12 protein-coding genes are annotated in these 19,726 nt (G+C 41.7%); all 12 read right to left on the minus strand.

The window, feature by feature from the left end:
- Positions 1-52: 52 nt before the first annotated feature.
- The 12 genes from N8A86_RS06110 to N8A86_RS06155 all read right to left on the minus strand — a co-directional run bounded on the left by N8A86_RS06110 (position 53) and on the right by N8A86_RS06155 (position 19,680).
- On the minus strand, positions 53-1,225 hold the full coding sequence (locus tag N8A86_RS06110; RefSeq protein WP_273568244.1) for an ABC transporter permease: 1,173 nt from the start codon (positions 1,223-1,225) through the stop codon (positions 53-55).
- Positions 1,226-1,230: 5 nt separating this feature from the next.
- A complete protein-coding gene (locus N8A86_RS06115) occupies positions 1,231-2,361 on the minus strand; it encodes an ABC transporter permease (protein WP_273568245.1) in 1,131 nt (376 codons plus the stop codon).
- A 19-nt stretch (positions 2,362-2,380) separates the two neighbouring features.
- Positions 2,381-4,828 carry an ABC transporter permease gene (locus tag N8A86_RS06120; protein ID WP_273568246.1) on the minus strand — a complete coding sequence of 816 codons (2,448 nt, stop codon included), beginning with the start codon at positions 4,826-4,828 and terminating at the stop codon, positions 2,381-2,383.
- Between the two features lie 108 nt (positions 4,829-4,936).
- Positions 4,937-7,324 (minus strand): ABC transporter permease, encoded by a 2,388-nt coding sequence (locus N8A86_RS06125; RefSeq protein ID WP_273568247.1) that lies wholly within the window; start codon positions 7,322-7,324, stop codon positions 4,937-4,939.
- Positions 7,325-7,510: 186 nt separating this feature from the next.
- Entirely contained in the window at positions 7,511-8,698 is a 1,188-nt protein-coding gene (locus tag N8A86_RS21405) for an ABC transporter permease (RefSeq protein ID WP_337251745.1), read from the minus strand.
- Positions 8,699-8,769: 71 nt separating this feature from the next.
- Positions 8,770-9,348 carry an ABC transporter permease gene (locus tag N8A86_RS21410; RefSeq protein WP_337251746.1) on the minus strand — a complete coding sequence of 193 codons (579 nt, stop codon included), beginning with the start codon at positions 9,346-9,348 and terminating at the stop codon, positions 8,770-8,772.
- A gap of 7 nt (positions 9,349-9,355) precedes the next feature.
- Complete coding sequence (locus N8A86_RS21415) at positions 9,356-9,943, minus strand: ABC transporter permease (RefSeq protein ID WP_337251747.1); 588 nt, start codon at positions 9,941-9,943, stop codon at positions 9,356-9,358.
- A gap of 23 nt (positions 9,944-9,966) precedes the next feature.
- Positions 9,967-12,327, minus strand: coding sequence for an ABC transporter permease (locus tag N8A86_RS06135; protein WP_273568248.1), 2,361 nt, complete (start codon positions 12,325-12,327; stop codon positions 9,967-9,969).
- Positions 12,328-12,354: 27 nt separating this feature from the next.
- Complete coding sequence (locus N8A86_RS06140; RefSeq protein WP_273568249.1) at positions 12,355-14,523, minus strand: ABC transporter permease; 2,169 nt, start codon at positions 14,521-14,523, stop codon at positions 12,355-12,357.
- Positions 14,499-14,771 (minus strand): ABC transporter permease, encoded by a 273-nt coding sequence (locus tag N8A86_RS06145; RefSeq protein WP_273568250.1) that lies wholly within the window; start codon positions 14,769-14,771, stop codon positions 14,499-14,501. Before N8A86_RS06145 ends, N8A86_RS06140 begins: the two co-directional genes overlap by 25 nt.
- A 19-nt stretch (positions 14,772-14,790) precedes the next feature.
- A complete protein-coding gene (locus N8A86_RS06150) occupies positions 14,791-17,190 on the minus strand; it encodes an ABC transporter permease (RefSeq protein WP_273568251.1) in 2,400 nt (799 codons plus the stop codon).
- A 57-nt stretch (positions 17,191-17,247) separates the two neighbouring features.
- Complete coding sequence (locus tag N8A86_RS06155) at positions 17,248-19,680, minus strand: ABC transporter permease (RefSeq protein ID WP_273568252.1); 2,433 nt, start codon at positions 19,678-19,680, stop codon at positions 17,248-17,250.
- Positions 19,681-19,726: the final 46 nt, after the last annotated feature.

Raw genomic sequence — 19,726 nt, forward strand, 5'->3', positions numbered from 1 at the left:
AACTTTTTACACCTCCCCCAGTCCACCCCTTTCTAGGAGGGAAGCCAAATATTTACTCATCCCTCAACGCCTCCACCGGGTTCGCTACCGCAGCCCTAAAACTCTGCCAGCTTACCGTGAGCAATGCTATACCCAGTGCGGTGATTCCGGCCAGGGCGAATATCCACCAGCTCATAGTGGTTTTATAGGCAAAACCTTCGAGCCATTTGTTCATGGCGTACCACGAAATGGGTACGGCGATGATAAATGCGAGACCGACCCACTTTACAAAGTCTCTGTTCAAAAGAGAAAGGATTTGCCTGATCGTTGCGCCGTTGACCTTTCGTATGCTTATTTCTTTCTTGCGTTGCTGCATATAAAAAGTAGACATTGCCAAAATGCCCATTGCGGAAATGATGAAAGATAAAAGTGTAAAATACCCAATGACCTTTCCGGTACGTTCATCTTTTTCATACCATTGATTGATGGTATCATCCACAAACGTGAGTTCAAATTCGGTATCGTCGATCAATGTTTTGTAAACAGCTTTGATTTTGTCGGCCGTACCGAAAATATCGGATCCATTAACTTTAATGAATATATCGTCAACGTTTGAATCTGCATGTTCCTGACGGATCATTAAGGGGCCTATTTTATCACGTAACTCTTTAAAATTAAAATCATCGACAACACCCAAAATGGATTTTTCCTCTTCCTCCATCTTAAAGGAGACAGGGTCAACACCTAGCTCCAGTTCCTTAATGGCAGCTTCATTGAGGTACATTCCATATTCTGAATAGGCCACCTCAGTAGGCTTCATTTTGATATTAAATACATTGAAAAAGGAGGAGTCCACAACAAACTCCTGAAAACTTATGGATCTACCGCTACTTTCAAAAGTTTGGTTGCTTCCACCGCTCAGGGGACTTTGCCATGTCAACGAAACATCTTCTACTTCCGGAATTTTCAAAAGAGAATTTTTAATCAACCCTTTTTGTTCTTTGTTTCCCAAATATTCCAGATGGACGATATTGTCCTTTTGAAAACCTAGATCTTTATTCCGTAGAAAATCGGTCTGTTTCAGAATTATCCAGCTACAGGCCAAGAGGGCAATGGCGACAGTATATTGAAAGGTGATAAAGGCTTTTCCATAAACACTTTTTACTTTGGTACGAAAAGTACCTTTGACCACCTCTATAGGTTTGAAAGCAGCAATCTTCAAGGCTGGCAAAATACCGGAAAGCATACCGATCAATCCAAAAGCCCGATCAATACCAGTATGTTTGCAAAAGTTATTTTTTCAATTAGATTTAGTTGTGTACTCAACAACGAATCGAATATCGGTTCTATAAGTTTTGCCAACACCAGTGCCAATATAACTGCCGCCATACAAAGCCAAATTGATTCTCGAATAAACTGAAGGAACAATTGTTTTTTTGAACCGCCAAGCAGTTTTTTGATGGCGACTTCCTTGCCGCGAAAGGTAGCCTGCGCAATAGTCAGGTTGACATAGTTGCCAATGGCAAGCAACAAAATGAGGAGTACAATTACGGATAATACGGTAATCAGCGTTTTACTATTGCTTTTGGTACCATTCCCTATTTTTTCACTGAAATAGAGGTCTTTTAGCGGGGTAAACTCGACTATATTGGCCCATCCTTCTTGATAAATCCAGTAGTCTTTTTTGAATTTATCCAATATCGAAGAAGCCTTTGACGGAAGGTCGGTATTTTCTTTAGCAAGTAAATAAATGGAAAGAGAGGCAAAACCATATTCTTCCATAATATTTTCAAAGCCCCATAGTTCTTTGAAGGCCTTCATATTGAACAAAGCATCTTGTGGAACAAAATGTGTGTTTTCCGGGAAGTCTTCCATAACACCGGTTACCAAATACTTATGGTCGGTGTTCATGAAAACCGATTTACCGACCGCCTCGATCGTACCGAACAATTTAATGGCCATGGATCTTGACAATACAATACCGTTGGCGGTTTTCAGTACTTCTTCGGGTTTCCCTTTTAAAAGTGGAAAGGAAAATATCTCGAAGAATGATGCATCAACACCTAAATAACTGATTTTTAATTTTTGTCCGTCAGCGAAATGTACCCTGCCATCGCCTTCCAAAGTTCTCGTAAAATCCTCGATTTCAGGAATGCTGTTTTTAAGGTCTACCGCTATAGGCGGCGAAAAGTCGACCGACTCATTTTCAATTCGGTAAATCCTATCCTTGTTTGCATGAAAACTATCAACGGATGTTTCATTGCTGATATAAACGCTCAACAGTAAAATGAACGTTAGCGAAATGGCGAAACCCAACACCGTAACTACAGTGTAGAGTTTGTTTTTTGAAAGGTGTCTTAAGTATGATTTTAAGGCGTTCATTTTCGAGATATTTAATCACTCACTCCGTTCGCAAACTTTTTACCGGGTTTGCATTTGCTTTGGCAATCGTTCGAATACTCATGATAATCAAAGAAATAACCAACATCGCTACACCACTCACCACAAACACCCACCAACTCAATTCGGTTTTATAGGCAAAATCTTGTAGCCAATTATTGAGTCCGTACCATGCGATGGGGGCGGCGATGATAAAGGCTATGCCGACCAAAATCAAGAATTCTTTACAAAGCAAAAGGTTCAATTGCGCTAATGAGGCGCCCAATACTTTACGGATACCAATTTCCCTGGTGCGACGTTCGGTGGTATGGATGACCAAGCCCAAAAGCCCGAGACAGCTGATCAGAATGGCCAAACCCGTTGCCCATTTTAATAGGACAGCGGTTTTACTTTCTTGTTCATAAAACCGTTCTATGGTGTCGTCCATAAATTTTGGGTCAAAATCGAAGTCGGGATACACTTTATCCCAAGCTGCTTCAACTTTCGCTATATTTTGTGTCCATTGACCAGAACTGTCAGTGTCAAACGAAAGATGAAGTGTATTGAACTGGGCATATTCATTTCGGTTCCAGTCACCGACCAATGCCATAGGTTCAATGCCCGTTCGCAACGAACGTTGATAAAAATCTTCTATAACGCCCACAATCGGGTAGGCATCCTTCCCTTCCCCTAAAATCTTGCCGACCGCCTCTTGTGGCGTTTTGAAACCTAGTTGGCGCATAAATGTTCTATTGATTACGTATTCACGAATCGTATCATTCAATGGCATACGACCAGCCAGTAGTTTCAACTTATATAATTTCAAATAATCAGAATCTCCAAAGAGCAACTGGAGATCAGATCGAACCTCTTTTTCTCCATCTTTGTATGCAACCCCCATTGAGTTCCAACTTCTAGAGGCCGGTGGATTGCCCCCTAAAGTAGTTTCCTTAATATGTGGAATTGCCTTTACTTCATTCATAAACCGAAGTTTTTTATCCATCGAACGGTCATTGTAAGGTGTTCTTACATAGGCGATGACATCGGTTTTAAAGCCCATATCTTTGGTCATCAGAAAATGAATTTGCTTGCCAACCAATAGCGTAGCTATGATAAAAATCTGGGCTATGGTAAATTGAAAAACAGTCAAATACTTGCGAAGGGAACCTTTGTCACGGTTCGGTAAAATTTGATTCTTTAATACAGATACAGGTTTGAAACGTGAAAGCACCAGGGCCGGATAAAAACCTGACAATAAAGTCAATACCAATAATAGAACAAGAGTCCCAAAAATCAGCGCGGGATTTTTGAAGAGTTCAAAATCGACCCCTTTGGGCATAAAATCCACAAACAATCGTAGTAACCAAGAAGAAAGGAAAAGCGATATAGTCGCAGCGGTCAAGGTTAAAATCAAGGTCTCACCCAAAAATTGGTAAATCAATTGTTTCCTAGAACTACCAAGTGTTTTTCTGATGCCGATTTCCTTCGCGCGTTGGGTCGCTTGTGCCGTATTCAGATTTATAAAGTTGATACAGCCTAAAAGCAACAAAAACAAGGCAACAAAGGCCAGACTCATCAGAACGGATTTACTCGCTTGGTCCCTACTGTAATCAAAGGTGCCGTATTTAGGATTAAAATGTATATCGGTCAAAGGTTGTAAATAAAATTCCCGGGTTTGTCCGAATGCTACCATTTCGCCATCTTCATGTTCTTTGACCACTGCTGCTAGTTGTTCTTTAATGGAGGTTTTATCAGCTTTTTCATCCAACTTGACAAACAATTGTGAGCTACTGTTGGTACTATTCCAACCATCATCGCCCAAATTATTCTTAAGTCCCTCCTTGCCGAGTGTCTTTACCGAAATGAATTCCTCAAAAACAAGGTCACTTCTCTTTTCAAAATTCCTTACAACACCCGCAACACTTATTGATAGCGTATCATTATATATCAAGGTCTTGCCTATAACCTCATTGGCGGATAGGTTCGGAAAATAGATTTCCGCCCTGTTTTTAGTTAAAACCACTTCGTTCGGTCTTGAAAGGGCGCTTTTGGCATCACCGGCCAACCAATCATATCGAAACAATTGAAAATATGCATCACTGGTATAGATAGCATTTTTGGAATCTCTGAACACTTTTTCCGTAGCCCTGTTCTCTACACGATACGGTGCATTCGTATATATCGGACTTACCGTTTTAACTCCGGTCACTTTCTCTTTTAGTGCTTGAGCCAAAGGAACCGGCACGCCAGGATTATAAAACTCACCTTGCGGAGACGAAAAAGCAGTTGTAACCCGATAAATCCGATCTCCATCGGAATGAAACTTATCGAAGGTCATGTCAAAATAAATCATCGCGCCGATGACAAAGGCAGAACTTAGGCCTATCGAAAGGCCAATAATGTTTATCAAGGAAAACGCCTTGTTTTTCCAGATATTTCGGAATGCTATTTTTAGATAGTTTTTTAGCATGGTTTTATTTTTTTCTGTCCGTTCGAGCCTGCCTTCGTCGGCAGACAGGCGCAGTCGAGAACTACTGACCTCTCGACTGCGCTCGAGGGGACAGATTGTTTCAATTCATCATTCCGTACGTAAACTTTTAACCGGGTTCGCCAAAGCCGCTTTTATGGCTTGAAAACTGACCGTAAAGAGAGCTATCGCCAGCGCGGAGAAACCTGCGATGACAAAGACGGGCCACCCTATCTCAATACGATAGGCAAAGGCCTCAAGCCAGTTCTGCATTAGAAAATAAGCTAAAGGGAAGGCGATGATCAAGGCCAGCCCAACCAATTTCAAAAAGTCTTTAGACAACATTTGGGTAATACCCAAAACGGTAGCGCCCAACACTTTTCGTACGCCGATTTCCTTTTTACGCTGTTCTGCCATAAAGGCGGCAAGTCCGAATAATCCAAGGCAGGCAACGAAAATGGCGAGGCCACAGAAAATGAGTCCGATAGTGGCGGCCTTCTGTTCCCGTGCGTACAGCGTCTCCATTTTTTTGTCCAAAAAGGTGTATTCAAAAGCGGAATCGGGTACAACTTTTTGAAAAATACTTTCCAATTCGCCCAGCGTATTCGAGAGTGCGCCACTATTCAAGCGCACTAAAAGATATGATTTCGGTTCTCGATCGCTATTGTGAAACGCGTAGGCCCCGATCGGCCGGTGCAGCGATTCAAAATTAAAATCGTCGACTACACCTCTGATGTAGGCATTGTTGCCCAACCACATATTCACTTTTTTACCAATGGCCTCATCAGCACTCAAGCCCAGATAATCAATGGCCTTTTTATTGAGTACCACGTCGACCAAGGTATCTCCCTCTTGTTTGAAAGCGGGCAACGGTTTTCCGGCCAACAATTTCAATTTAAGTACATTGGTAATACTGCCATCGGAAACATTGGTCTGAATGTTAAGCCCTTGTTCATCATTCTCATCTTTAAAAATGGAACGTCCGCTGACATCCAATCCCGGGAAGCCTTGGGCCATACCTACTTCAGATACCGTGGTCAAAGCTTTGAATTCTTGTAGCAGGGCTTCTTCGTTGGCGTCGTTATTGATACCCCCCGTGGCGATAGCGATTACATTTTCAGGATTATAGCCCAGATTTTTATCCTGCATATATCGTATTTGTTGGTATACCACCAATACCCCAACGATCAAAATGACCGATGCGGCAAACTGTAACACCACAAGGCCTTTTCGTACAACTCCATTGCCACCACTGGTGGCTTTGTTCTTTAAAATGGTATTCGGCGAAAAACCGGAAAGATAAAATGCGGGATACGATCCGGAAACCAAAGTCGTCAATGCCCAAAACAACAGTAGACCGATTATGAATTCAAAACTGAATAACGATTCCAATTGCAGGTCGCTTAGTGTAAGTGCATTGAAAATGGGCATTAACACAACGGCCATCAACATTCCGATACCCAATGCGATCAGGGTAATAAAACCGGTTTCGGCATAAAATCGCCCAATCAGATTCGATACCGTAGCTCCCAACGTCTTATTGATACCCACATCTTTTGCTCTTTTTTGAGAACGGGCGGTCATAAGGTTCATATAGTTCACACAGGCGATCAGCAGTATCAGGACGGCAAGAAACGATAGGTTTCGAATTTCTTTGATATCCCCGATTCGAGATGTGTAACTATTAAAATAGTTCGCGGAATACAGATGAACTCTTTCCAAAGGTTGTACCGATAGGGAAAACCATTGACCTTCCTTATCCACATTTTTGTCCAACACCTGTTGCAACTGTTTTTCGGTGGATGCCATCGTTGCATTTTCGTTCAGTAACAAATAGGTCTCGAAACTTGAATTGCCCCAACTCGGTTCTTTGGCAAAACCCCTCGTAGTGAACGAAGCGATAAGGTTTGCATCTAAAGTACTGTTGGACGGGAAATCTTTATAGACCGCGGTTACTTCCAATTCATGCCTGTTATCGACCATGATGCTCTTGCCCATGGGATCGGCATCCCCAAAATACTTTTTGGCGGTACTTTCAGAAACAGCGACGGTATTCGGTCGTTGTAGGGTTTTTTCAGCATCGCCCTTGACCATTTCTATACCGAAAATGGTAAAGAGTTCAGGGTCGCACCAAAAGAGTCTGTTTTCAGTGAAATTGGAGTTATCGACGTTGATAAAAGCTGATTGACCAAAACCATGTTGAAGCATGCGAGCAGCATATTTTACATCTGGCGCATCGTTTTTCAAAGCTGGGGCCAAGGCGGCCGGAGCGGTCGCCCATACCTCGCTATTGAACATATCATCATCGGTATTGACCAATACGCGATAGATATCGTTCTTTTTAGTGTATTGATCATCAAAACCAAGTTCGAAATTTATGAAAGCGAACAAAAGAATGGCGATGGTCAGCCCAATGGATAAGCCTAAAATGTTGAGCACTGAAAACATACGGTCCGTTTTCAGGTTTCGCCAGGCGATTTTAATGTGGTTTTTCAGCATGTTATTCTATTTTAAGTATCTCTTACCCCTTTCACGTGATAAAAAGAGACGATTTTCATGCCATACATTCAATCATTTCATTGTCAATGACTTACAACAAAACTCCTTGAAAAAGTATCCTTTGAGTGTCTAAATTTTTGACAATGGATGTACAATATATTTACATACCCCAGAGGCTTGAATCGGTCATTCGGTACGCAAGCTTTTTACCGGGTTCACCACCGCCGCCTTGATGCTCTGATAGCTTACCGTAATTATAGCGATACCGATCGCCAATACCGCCGCTAAAGCGAACACCCACCAAGGGATGTCGATGCGATACGAGAAATCTTCAAGCCATTTGTTCATGGCGAACCAACCAATGGGCAGCGAAATAATAATTGCGATACCTACCATTTTTAAAAAGTCGGTCGTCAAGCGATAGGTGATTTGGCTGACACTAGCCCCGAGTACTTTTCGTATGCCGATTTCTTTGGTGCGCTTTTGGGCGTTGAATGCGGCCAAACCAAATAGACCTAGACAGGCAATCAAAATCGATAGAAATGTAAATACCATAAAAATGCTGCCGAGTTTTTGCTCTGCTTCATAGGTGGTGTTGAACGATTCATCCATAAAGCGATAGCTGAAGGGTTGGCCAGGGGCAATTTTATGCCAAATCGATTCGATGCCTGCAAGGGTATTTGAAAAATCCCCTGCTTTAAGTTTTACTGCTAATGTGCTGGACGAAGTACCATCTATAAAAAGACCGAGGGCACCAATATTTTCCCGCAACGATTCAAAATGAAAATTCTTGACGACGCCGATGACGGTATAGAATACCTTTTCGTCAAGTTCAGGGTCTTGCGAAAGTCGCATGCCCAAGGCTTCTTCCGCACTCACCCCCAATATAGGCAACATTGCTTCATTTATAACCATAGCCGTTGAATCGGCAACAAATTTCCGGTCAAAATTACGGCCCGCTACAAGCTCCATATTCAAGGTAGGGATATAGTCGTTGTCAACCTCCCAAGTCTGCATCTGAATGGCATTTTCTTGTTCAAACGCGCCTTCCCTAAAAAATGGACCATTGGAACGGTTGGAAGGCGTCGGTAAAAAACTACTTAATGTTGCACTTTCCACCTGGCCCAATTTGGTTACCTCTTCCTTAAAGGTCTGTATCTGGCTTCCGGCGGCAAAAGCGTCATTGATGAGAACAACTTGATCCTTGGTAAAGCCAAGGTCTTTGCCTTGAATAAATTTCAATTGTTGAAAAACGACCAGCGTACTCACAATCAAAAAAACAGAAATAGCAAATTGGAAAACGACCAGGGAGTTTCGGATTTTTCTTCCTCCCACATTACTTTGCCCACTTCCTTTAAGAACGCTTACAGGCATGAACCGGGACATAAAAAATGCGGGGTAACTTCCTGAAAAAAGCCCCAATGCAAGCGTCGCCGACAATAGAATCAACCAGAAAAACGGATTTGTATAAGGAATGGAAACGGACTTGCCGGAAAGTTCATTAAAAAAGGAAGCGCTACAATAGCGATAATCAGGGCCAAAATCAAGGAAATAAATGAAATCAGTCCCGATTCGGTCAAGAATTGCCGTACCAAATCCCGTTTGTTGGATCCCAGCGTTTTTCGAACTCCCACTTCTTTTGCCCTTTTTAACGAATGGGCGGTGGAAAGGTTCATAAAATTCACGCTCGCCAATACCAGAAGGAAGAGTCCGATAAATGAAAGAATATAGACATTTTGAATGCTGCTATTGGCACTCATTTCGGATTGCCGGGCGGAGTATAAATGGATGTCGATCAAGGGCATCGTATGATACCGCAGGTAATTCCCCGATGCCGCAAAAGCTTCAGCAGTCATTCCCGGAAAGGTCTCTTGTGCCCATGGAAGCATGTACTTTTCGAGCATACTTTGCAAGGGTTCTTTAAAATCAGTGCTATTTACGCTGGGAATCAGTTTGACAAAGGTATAATAGTTCATGCTGCCCCATTCATTTTCACCGGAATCGGCAGTTCCGGCCATGGCCATAAACACGCTATGATCCCTTAAAAGAATTTTTGGGTAGATTCTCGATAACCCCCGTTACGGTGTAGGTGTCGGTATTATTCAAAAGAAGGCTTTGGCCAATGGCATTTCTAATGCCAAAATGTTTTTCGGCAGCGGTTTTCGTCAAAACCAGTGTGTTGGGTTCCGTTAAGGCTGTTTTCGGATCGCCAACTATCAAATCGATACCGAACATATCAAAAAAGGTTGAGTCTACAAACGTGACACGGAGTTCTTTGGTATTGTTCTTTGTTCCTGTTTTTCTGATCAAGGCGCTACCTCTATCCCGAAATCTAATGGTCATTTCTACTTGAGAAAAATCCCGTTGCATCGCGGCCGCCATAGGTGGGGCAGCTTCAGAGGCCGCTATTTCAGCTCCGCCGAATTTAATGTCCGTATCGATTCTGTAAATACGGTCGGCATCTGCGAACATTTTGTCAAAACTCAGCTCGTCGTAGATGTATAGTGAAATAAGCAGGCCTCCGGCCATGCCGATGGCGAGTCCAAAAGTGTTGAGAAAAGTAAAAAAGGGTTGTTTTTTTAGGCTTCTCCAAGCAATCTTTATGTGGTTTTTGAACATTATTTTTCGTTTTAATTGATGCTTTACTCCGTTCGCAAACTTTTTACAGGGTTGGCCAAAGCAGCTTTCACTGCTTGAAAACTTACTGTCAGTAGCGCAATTCCAATAGCGATGAGACCTGCAAATGCAAATACCCAAGGATTGATTTCAATGCGATAGTTAAAGCCCTCCAACCAGTTTTTCATGGCCCACCAGGCTAAAGGACCAGCAACAAGAAGGGCTATCAATACTAAACTCAAAAAGTCTTTTGACAAGAGTTTTACGATGCCCATTACACTACTTCCCAATACCTTGCGAACCCCAATTTCCTTTCGACGTTGTTCTGCAGTGTAGGCTGAAAGGCCAAATAATCCCAAACAAGAAATGACTATGGCGAGTATGGCAAATATCTGGGAAAGGCTACCCATCATCTTTTCGCTTTTGAACCTAGAATTAAACGAATCGTCAACAAACTCATATTCAAATGGAAATGCTGGGTTGTGGGTTTTTATCACTTTTTCCATAACCGTAAGGGCTGTGGTCATCGCGGTACCTGACTTTGTTTTTATGTACAAGTATTGAGCCCATGATGGATCGTTAAAGAACATAACCGGATCACTTGTACCATACATGTCGCCATATAAATAGTCTTTGACCACACCTAAAACCGTATAGGTTTTACCATAGCGAATTACTGTTTTGCCCAAGGCACTTCCTTCTCCCATTAACTTTGCGAAGGACTGGGAAATCAAAGTGTTCGTGCTATCCTTGGAGGCATCTTCGCTAAAACCACGGCCTTCGATAATTTCCATCCCTGCAGTCTTAAAAAAATCGGAACTGATATATCTAAATGAAATTAGCACATCTTTTGTATCCGTTCCTCCCTGCCATTCTAGATTCGTTCCATTGTATCCATCAGCTAGAATGTGGGTATTGAGAAGAGCTACATTCTCGACCATACCCGAAGCGATTATCTCGTTCTTTATAGGATCGAAATTTTTAAGCATATCCCCTTTGACAGGTATTTTGATTAGATTCTCTTTCGCAAATCCTAAATCTCGGCTTTTCACATGTTGTATTTGTTGATACACTATGATCGTACTTATTATGAATACAATGGAAACCGCGAATTGGGCAACGACAAGCCCCTTTCGGATTATGCCCGAATTGCCCTGTTTGGACTTGACTCCTTTGAGCGCTTCTGCTGGCTTAAAAGAGGAAAGATAAAAAGCAGGATACCAACCTGCCAGAAGACCACAAATCAAACTTATACTTAGAAGGGACAATAAATGTCTGGCATCAAAAAGCCGGAGTTCGAGCTGTTTTTCAATGAGGATATTGAACTGAGGCAACAACATCGACAAAAAGAAAACACTTACAACTGTAGCCAAAGCTGCTGTTATCAAGGCCTCTGCCATGAATTGCGAAATCAACATTTTTTTACCTGACCCCAGCACTTTGCGAAGGCCAACTTCCTTTGCCCTTTTTTCGCTTCGTGCCGTAGCTAGGTTCATAAAATTGATACAGGCGATCAGCAAAATGATAAGCGCAATTATGGCCATTAAGCGAACGAAAACAATTTGTCCGCCTACTTTTTCTCCATTTTCAAAATTGTTACGCAGGTGCCAATCTTTCATGGGGTGCAGAAAAAAATAGGAATCAGGATCTTCCATTTTTTCCGGAAGTAACTCGCGTAACTTGGTATCCACGGCCTTATAATTCGAACCAAGGGCAAGTTCAACAAAAGTATAGGCAAAATTATTGCCATATTCTTTCATCCATTCATTGTCTTCTCCTTCATTAAAGCGCTCGAAGGGTGCTAACCACCCAAATCCTAAGGTCGTGTTATCCGGTAAGTCTTTAACAACACCTGTTACTACGTAATTGTTATTGTTATTTACTCGAAGAGTTTTGTTTAAGGCAGTTGTGTTTTTGCCAAACAAGTCCGAAGCGGTCTTTTGTGTCAGCACAATGGCATCCGGTCGGTCGAGCGCACTCTCAATATTTCCCTCCACAAATTGAAGACTCAAAATGTCGAGAAAGTCCGCATCTACATAAGTACCACTCCTATTCACGGAATTATCTCCGATAGTAAACAGCATGTTCCCGTCAGATGTTCTTGCCGTCTTAACGATTTCGGGCATTTCATCTTTCAAGTCTTGTGCCAGGGGTCCAGGTGTATCCCCAAATGTGCGCCATTCCCCATCAAATTCACTATTGGCTAACACAACATACACGTTTTCCTTTTTTGTGAAGACACTATCAAAGCTTACCTCATCTTCTACCCATAGCAATATCAGACTGGCACAAGTAATAGCAATGGCCAATCCAAAAATATTGAGTGAGCTATACCCTTTGTTTTTCCAAAGGTTTCGCCAAGCAATTTTCAGATAGTTTTTGAACATGGTTCTCGTTTTTGATTTGATTATATTTTATTCAGTTCGTAAACTTTTTAGGGGTTGCATCAATGCAGCACCGATAGACCGATAACTGATAGTTAACAATGCAATGAACAGGGCAATTCCCCCAGCCCCTAAGAACACTTCCCATCCAATGTCGATTCGATAAGCAAAATCCTCCAGCCAACGATTCATTAGACACCAGCCAATCGGAACGGAAATAGCAATTGAAACAAATATCAGCTTCATAAAATCCAGGGTCAGAAGTTTGTAAATGCTTCGGAAAGGTGCACCTAAAACAATACGGATGCTGATCTCTTTTTTGCGCTGTTCGACCATAAAAGCAGATAAAGCAAATAGGCCCAAGCAGGCTACAAGAATGGCGAATAACGCAAAGCTGTTGAATATTTTACCCATGCGCTGTACATCTTCATGCATTTGTACAAATCTTTGATCCAAAAAACTATAGCTTATAGCTTGGTTGGATACATTACGATTCCAGATAGAAGTGATGGACGCCAGAGCTTCATTTACATTTCCCGAACTTATTTTTACCGCAACAGTTCCTAAATCGTTACCTATGGTCAAAGCTACAGGGCTAATATCTTCTTTCAACGATGCAAAATGAAAGTTTTCGACAACGCCTACTATTGTCCAATGTTGGTTGTTATTATCGAGCTGTTTTCCCAAAGGTTTTTCAAGATTTAGGTCATGTGCCATTTTTTGGTTGATGATAATGGAGTTGATCGAGTCGGAAGCAAACTGTTTGGAGAAGTCCCTGCCTTCCTTTACTTTTATTCCCAAGGTTTTGACATAGTCATAGTCTACACGCCAAGTTTGGCTCAAAACACCAGGATTTTCACTTCCTTCGCTCACTTTTTTAAATGTTGTTTGATTGCGCTTGGAACCTTTAATGGGCAGATAATCCCCCAAGGAAACCTGTTGTACTTGGGGGAGTTCTACTAATTGATTCTTAAAGCTTTCGGCTTTGTTTCCCAAGACATTTGTACCCTCCAATATTACTACTTGTTCTTTATCATACCCCAATTCTTTTTTTAGAATAAAGTCCATCTGTTTGTAGATAATCAGTGTGCCGATAATCAAAACTACAGATGTGGAGAACTGAAAAACCACCAACCCACTTCTTAGCCTACCACTCTTAGCACCTTTACCAATGCTTCCTTTTAAAACATTCACTGGTCTAAAAGCCGAAAGATAAAATGCTGGGTATAATCCTGCTATAACCCCGATAATCAAGCCCGAAACCAGCAGAATGGGCAGGAACCACCAAGACGTCCATGGCATTGCAATCGTTTTTGCCGCAATGGAATTGAATGTCGGGAGTAACCCCCAAGCCAATATTGCTCCGAGTACAAAGGAGATAAGGCTGTACAGTACCGACTCGGTCAAAAACTGGGCAACTAGATTGCTCTTGAACGCCCCGACCGTTTTACGCAGTCCTACCTCTTTTGCGCGGTTCGCAGATTTTGCCGTGGACAGGTTGATAAAATTGATACCCGCCAATAACAAAATAAATCCGGCAATTGCAGCAAAAAGCCATACAAATCGAATATCACCATGCTCCAATCCATCGGCCATTTCAATATCGGATTTCAAATGGATATCACCAATAGGCTGTAATCTGTATTCTATTGTTTTTAGGACATCTATAAAAGCAGCATCACGGCCCCTTTGTATTTGGGCGGGGATAACATAATTTTCTATTATGGAAGCCATTTTTTTCTGTAATTCGTCAATGTCGCTTCTTTCGTCGAGCAGGACATAGGTAAAATAGTTCTGGGATGTCCAGCTCATATTGGTGTCCTCAATGGGCAACAAAAAGTCGAAATCCAAATGGGAATTATCCGGGAAATCGGTCATTACCCCTGTAACCGTATAAGGTCTAGAGGGATTATCGTCCAATACCAAAGTTTCTCCCAGAGCATTCCCGTTGGGAAAATATTTCGCGGACCTAGATTCTGAGATAACAATACTCCCCGGTCGGGTAAGAGCTTCTTCGGAGTTTCCTTGCTCCAAGTTAATTTCCAAAATTTCGAACAATTTTTGGTCTCCATATAGGAACCCCTCTTCAAAATTATTTTGAGTCTCTCCGGTAAGACGGAACGCCCTTTTGCCCCCTGAGGAAAGTGCCGAACCGTATATCTTACCGGCCTTTTTTACTTCGGGATAATCTGCCTCCATAGTTTCTGCAAAGGGCAATGGGAAATGTGTGCTTTTTTGATCTCCCCATCTATTTCAGCCTGCAGTACAACCCTATAGATACGGTCACTTTTGGCATACTGCTTATCGTAGCTTAGTTCGTCCCAAATAAACAGGGCAATCAACAAGCAAGCGGCAATACCTACTGCAAAACCTCCAATTTTAATAAAAGTAAAAAGCTTTTCTTTTTTGATACTTCTCCAAGCTATTTTTAGATGATTATTAAACATGATTTTTGATTGATTTTTACTACTCATCCCTCAGCGCCTTTACCGGGTTCATGGTCGCCGCCCTAAAACTCTTCCAACCTATGGTTCCAAAAGCAATCACTAAGGTGACCACGGCGGCTAAGACAAATATCCACCACTGCATATCGATGCGATATGCAAAATCCTGAAGCCATTTGTCCATTAAATAATAACCTAATGGAAAGGCAATAAAGAAGGATATGAATACCAGTTTTAAAAAATCCTTGGAAAGCATGGCCATGATCTCAGGTACAGATGATCCCAAAACCTTTCGGATACCGATTTCCTTAAAACGTTGTTCGGCGGTAAAAGTAACCAAGCCAAAAAGCCCTAGACATGCCACCAAAATGGTGAGCAGGGCAAAAATGTTTAACAATGCCCCCATTTTTTGTTCGGTTACATAGGTCTGACGATATGACTCATCTAGCAATGTGTAACTAAAAGCTTCCATGGTATTGAAACCGTTCCATAGTGTATTAGCATCTGCAATTAGTCCAGACATATCGGCCGATTTTGCTTTTATGATGAGTCCACCATAAGGAGCGTACATCATAAACAAAGGATCTATCGGTTGATGTAACGATTTGAAGTGAAAGTCTTTGATTACCCCTATCACCGTTCTCGTACCTCCACTTTCAGTTATCACTTTACCCAAGGGGTTTTCACCAAGGCCTAATACTCTTACAGCCGTTTCGTTGATAATCACATTTGTGGAATCGGCACCGAACTCTTTTGAAAAATTCCTTCCAGCAACCAACTGCATGCCCATAGTCGGTATGTAATTCTCGTCGATGTTATACACGGGCATTCTTCTAACGAATTGACCATCTTTAGAAATCATTGTCTGATTATTATCGGAAAAACCGGCAGGGGCGAAAGCCGATTGCGAAATAGATTCCACTTTGGGGTTTTTAAGCAATTCATTTTTAAAAACCTCTTGGTCGCTGCCTAGTAGATATGCCTCTCGAATTACAAGCAATTGATCTCTTTCATAGCCGATATCCTTATTTTGGATATACTGCATCTGCTGGTTGACGATCAAGGTCGCTAATATCAACCCTGCGGAAATCACAAATTGAAATACCACCAAGCCACTACGAACCCCTTTATTTGTATTGCCTCCCAAAAATTTATTTTTCAAGGCGCTTATGGGCTTGAAGGATGATAAAAAGAAAGCCGGATATCCGCCCGCCAAAAGGCTGATCAGAAAAGTAAGCAACAGCAACGCCAACAACACCGAAGGTCGTAACAAATAATCGATTTGCAATTCTTTGCCCGAAAGCTCATTATAGAATGGAAGTGATACCACAACTAAAATTGCCGCCAGCAACATCGCCAAACAAGTGGCAATAAATGATTCGGACAAAAACTGATAACGTAGCTGTTTTTTGTTGGATCCCAAAACCTTTCTTATACCGACTTCCTTGGCCCTTTTGGCCGCCGTTGCCGTAGAAAGGTTCATGAAATTAATACAGGCAATCAATAACATAAAAAGCGCGACCGCGCTGAAAATATAGACATACTTAATGTCTCCCCCTTGCTCCAATTGGCTGTAGGAAGAATTATCGGAATATAAATGAATATCGGTAAGCGGGAAAATTCGAAACCCCAATTGATTTTCCTTGGTAAACTCTTCAAAGGGCACGCCCATTTCTTCCTGCATTTTGGATCCCATATATTTCTCCAAGATGTAGGGTAGCTTAGCTTCTAGGCTTTTAAAATCATATCCCTTTTTCAAAAGTAGATAGGTAAAGAAATCACCCTTGAACCAAGAATCGCTTTTAGCCTCTTCAAGTCCCTCTATGGACGCAAAAATGTCAAAATGGAAATGTGAATTTTTGGGGACTTCGTTTATGATCCCGGTAACTCTGAAAGGTTGTTCTTCATTATCTAGGTAAAACAATTTCCCTATCGGATTCACAGCACCAAATAGTTTTTCAGCTTGGGTTTTTGTAATTACCGCGGTATTCGGCTCTTGAAGTGGCGATCTGGAATCACCATCAATAATCGGAAGCGTGAAGACATTAAAAAAGTTGGCGTCTACAAAGGCAAAGCGGTCTTCACCAAAAGACTGATTCTCAACAATAATCTTGGGCGTTCCGATATTTCGGATGCGGGTCGCGTCAAGCACTTCAGGGAATTCTTGTTTTAAAGTACGCCCTACGGGTGCCATTACCGCACCTTCCTTTATTTCTTCCCCATTGATCTTTGCCCTAAAAACCACATTGACAATCTCGTCAGCTTTTTCGTTATAGCGATCATAGCTAAGTTCATCGACTACAAAAAGCATGATAATCAAACAAGAGGCAATGCCCAGTGCAAGTCCAACAATGTTTATCAAAAATATTCCCTTGTTCTTTAGAATATTGCGCCAAGCGATTTTTAGATAGTTTTTGAACATGATTCTCGTTTTTTGATGCTTCGGCTATGCTCAGCACAAGTTGATGATTTTTCTATTTCATTCGGTACGCAAACTTTTTACAGGGTTGGCCAACGCCGACTTAACGGATTGAAAACTTACCGTTAGCAGAGCGATTAATACAATAGCCAAAAATGGGAGTACGAAAAAAGCCCAATGCACATCGATTCGAAAGGCATAGCCTTGCAACCAATTGTGTATTGCAAACCATGCAATGGGAATCGAGATTAAAAATGCCAACACCAATAGCACGGCAAACTCCTTATACAACAATTTTAATATTCCCGGTACCGATGCTCCTAACACCTTCCGAATTCCTATTTCTCTAGTACGTTGTAAAGTGGTAAAAGAAGCCAAGCCGAACAATCCTAAGCAAGCCACCAAAATGGCTAAGCCAGTAAAGAGACCGAATACCTTTCCGAACCTCTGGTCGGCTTGATACTGGTCATTGAAATGATCATCAAGAAAAAAGTATTCGTAGGTGTTGCCTGGAAAAAACTTGTCCCACTCTTGCTGTACTTGGGCTATCGTTTGTGCTACATCTTCTGAACTTTGTCTTATGGTGAAATATCCCCGAACATCAGGTATCAATCGAAGAACCAAGGGTTCATAAGGCAAGCGAAGAGATTCTTGGTTGAAGTTTTCCGATACCCCAATGACCGTATATTGATTTCCCCAAAAATCAATCTGTTTGCCAATTGCCTCCTCCGGATTATTGAACCCTAATTGTGTGATTCCTGCCCGGTTAAAAATCACGGCTTCAGGATCAGTGCCGAACTCTTCTGAAAATGCCCGTCCGGCAATCATATTTAAACCGAATTGGTCTACATAGTCATAATCTACTCCAATAACACGATACTGTTTTCCTGCTGTTTCATCTTCTGAAACCAGTTTGATACCCCCTGCATTCCAGCTTACAGGTTGTCCTGGAACAGTGGTCGCCGCCGCAACGCTCTTTATTGCCGGGTATTGCAACAGGCTTGCTTTGAACGAGGTCATTTGACTCAAATAGGTCGAATCTGCTACAACGGGAGGTACCACTACCAATGTCTTATCGATATTGAGCCCAAGGGATTGTTTCCGCATAAACTGTATCTGCTGATAAACGGTCAATGTACCTATCAATAAAAATAGGGAGGCCGCAAATTGAAAGATAACCAAGGATTTTCGCAAAAGGGCCCCTTGCTGAGTACTGACCATTTTCCCTTTGAGTACTTCAACAGGTTTAAATCTCGACAGTACAAACGCTGGATAAGATCCCGAAAGCACAACTCCAATGGCAAAGAGTGAAATCAACCCAATCCAAAAATTACTATTCAAGAGAAAGCCAGCTGATAGTTCTTGCCCGGAGATTTCATTGAAAAACGGAATAGAAACCGCCGTAAGACCTAAGGCAAGCACTAATGCCAAGCCATTGAATAAAAACGATTCAACAAAAAATTGAAAGATAAGTTGTTTGCGTTGCGAACCCACCGTTTTTCTAATGCCGACTTCCTTTGCTCTACCAATGGCCCTTGCGGTTGCAAGATTGATATAATTGACCCAAGCGATTACGACAATAAAAAAGGCAATACCCAATAACAGATAAACCGTTTTGCCATCTCCATTGGGACTTGGCTCGAACATATAATTCGAATATAAATGTATATCAGAAAGTGGTTGTAATGTGTAAACCGCAGCACTGTTAGAACTTTTAAATTCCTCTCCGGCCAACTCCTCGACCACGGGTATAAATTTAGATTCAACTTTGGTTGGATCTACACCTTGCTTAAGTTTTAAATAGGTAAGACATCCATCTGAAAACCACCAAGTATCAGAATCGGCTTCAGGGTCTTGATTATTTTCAGCGAGAATCCGTTCCCGAAAAGTAATATATGATAAAAGAATATTGGGCTTTAATTGAGTGTTGATCGGCATGTCTTTAAATACACCTGTTATACGATATTCTGAGTTGGCATTAAATTTTATGGATTTCCCAATGACATCGGTCGAACCATATATTTTACGCGCCGTGGTCTCAGAAATTGCGGCGGTATTAGGCTCTTGAAAAACTGTGGTTTTGTCTCCTGATAGTAGTGGATAAGAAAAGATATTGAAAAAAGAAGTGCTCGAATAATATACCTCGTCAATTTTTAAGGTTTCTTCTCCTTTATCAATTACTACATCGCCGGTCGAAAAGACTTTGACATAGTCCTCTATTTCAGGTATGGCTTCTTTGAACTTGTTGCCAACGGCAAAAGCCCCCGCAGCCCATTCGGTAGTTAACACTCCGTTGTTATAACGATCTTGCTTTACGCGATATATTTGTTCTTTATCGGTGTGAAAATCTTCATAACTAAATTCGAAGGCCACATACTGCAATATCAGCACACATGCGGCAATGCCCAGGGCCAGCCCACCGATATTGATTGCAGAATATACTTTACTTTTTACTAGATTCCGCCAAGCGATTTTCAGATAGTTTTTGAACATGGTTCTCGTTTTTTGATGATGATATTTTTATGCTTACACCTTCCTC

Source organism: Maribacter halichondriae, from assembly GCF_027474825.1.
GTDB classification, from domain to species: domain Bacteria; phylum Bacteroidota; class Bacteroidia; order Flavobacteriales; family Flavobacteriaceae; genus Meishania; species Meishania halichondriae.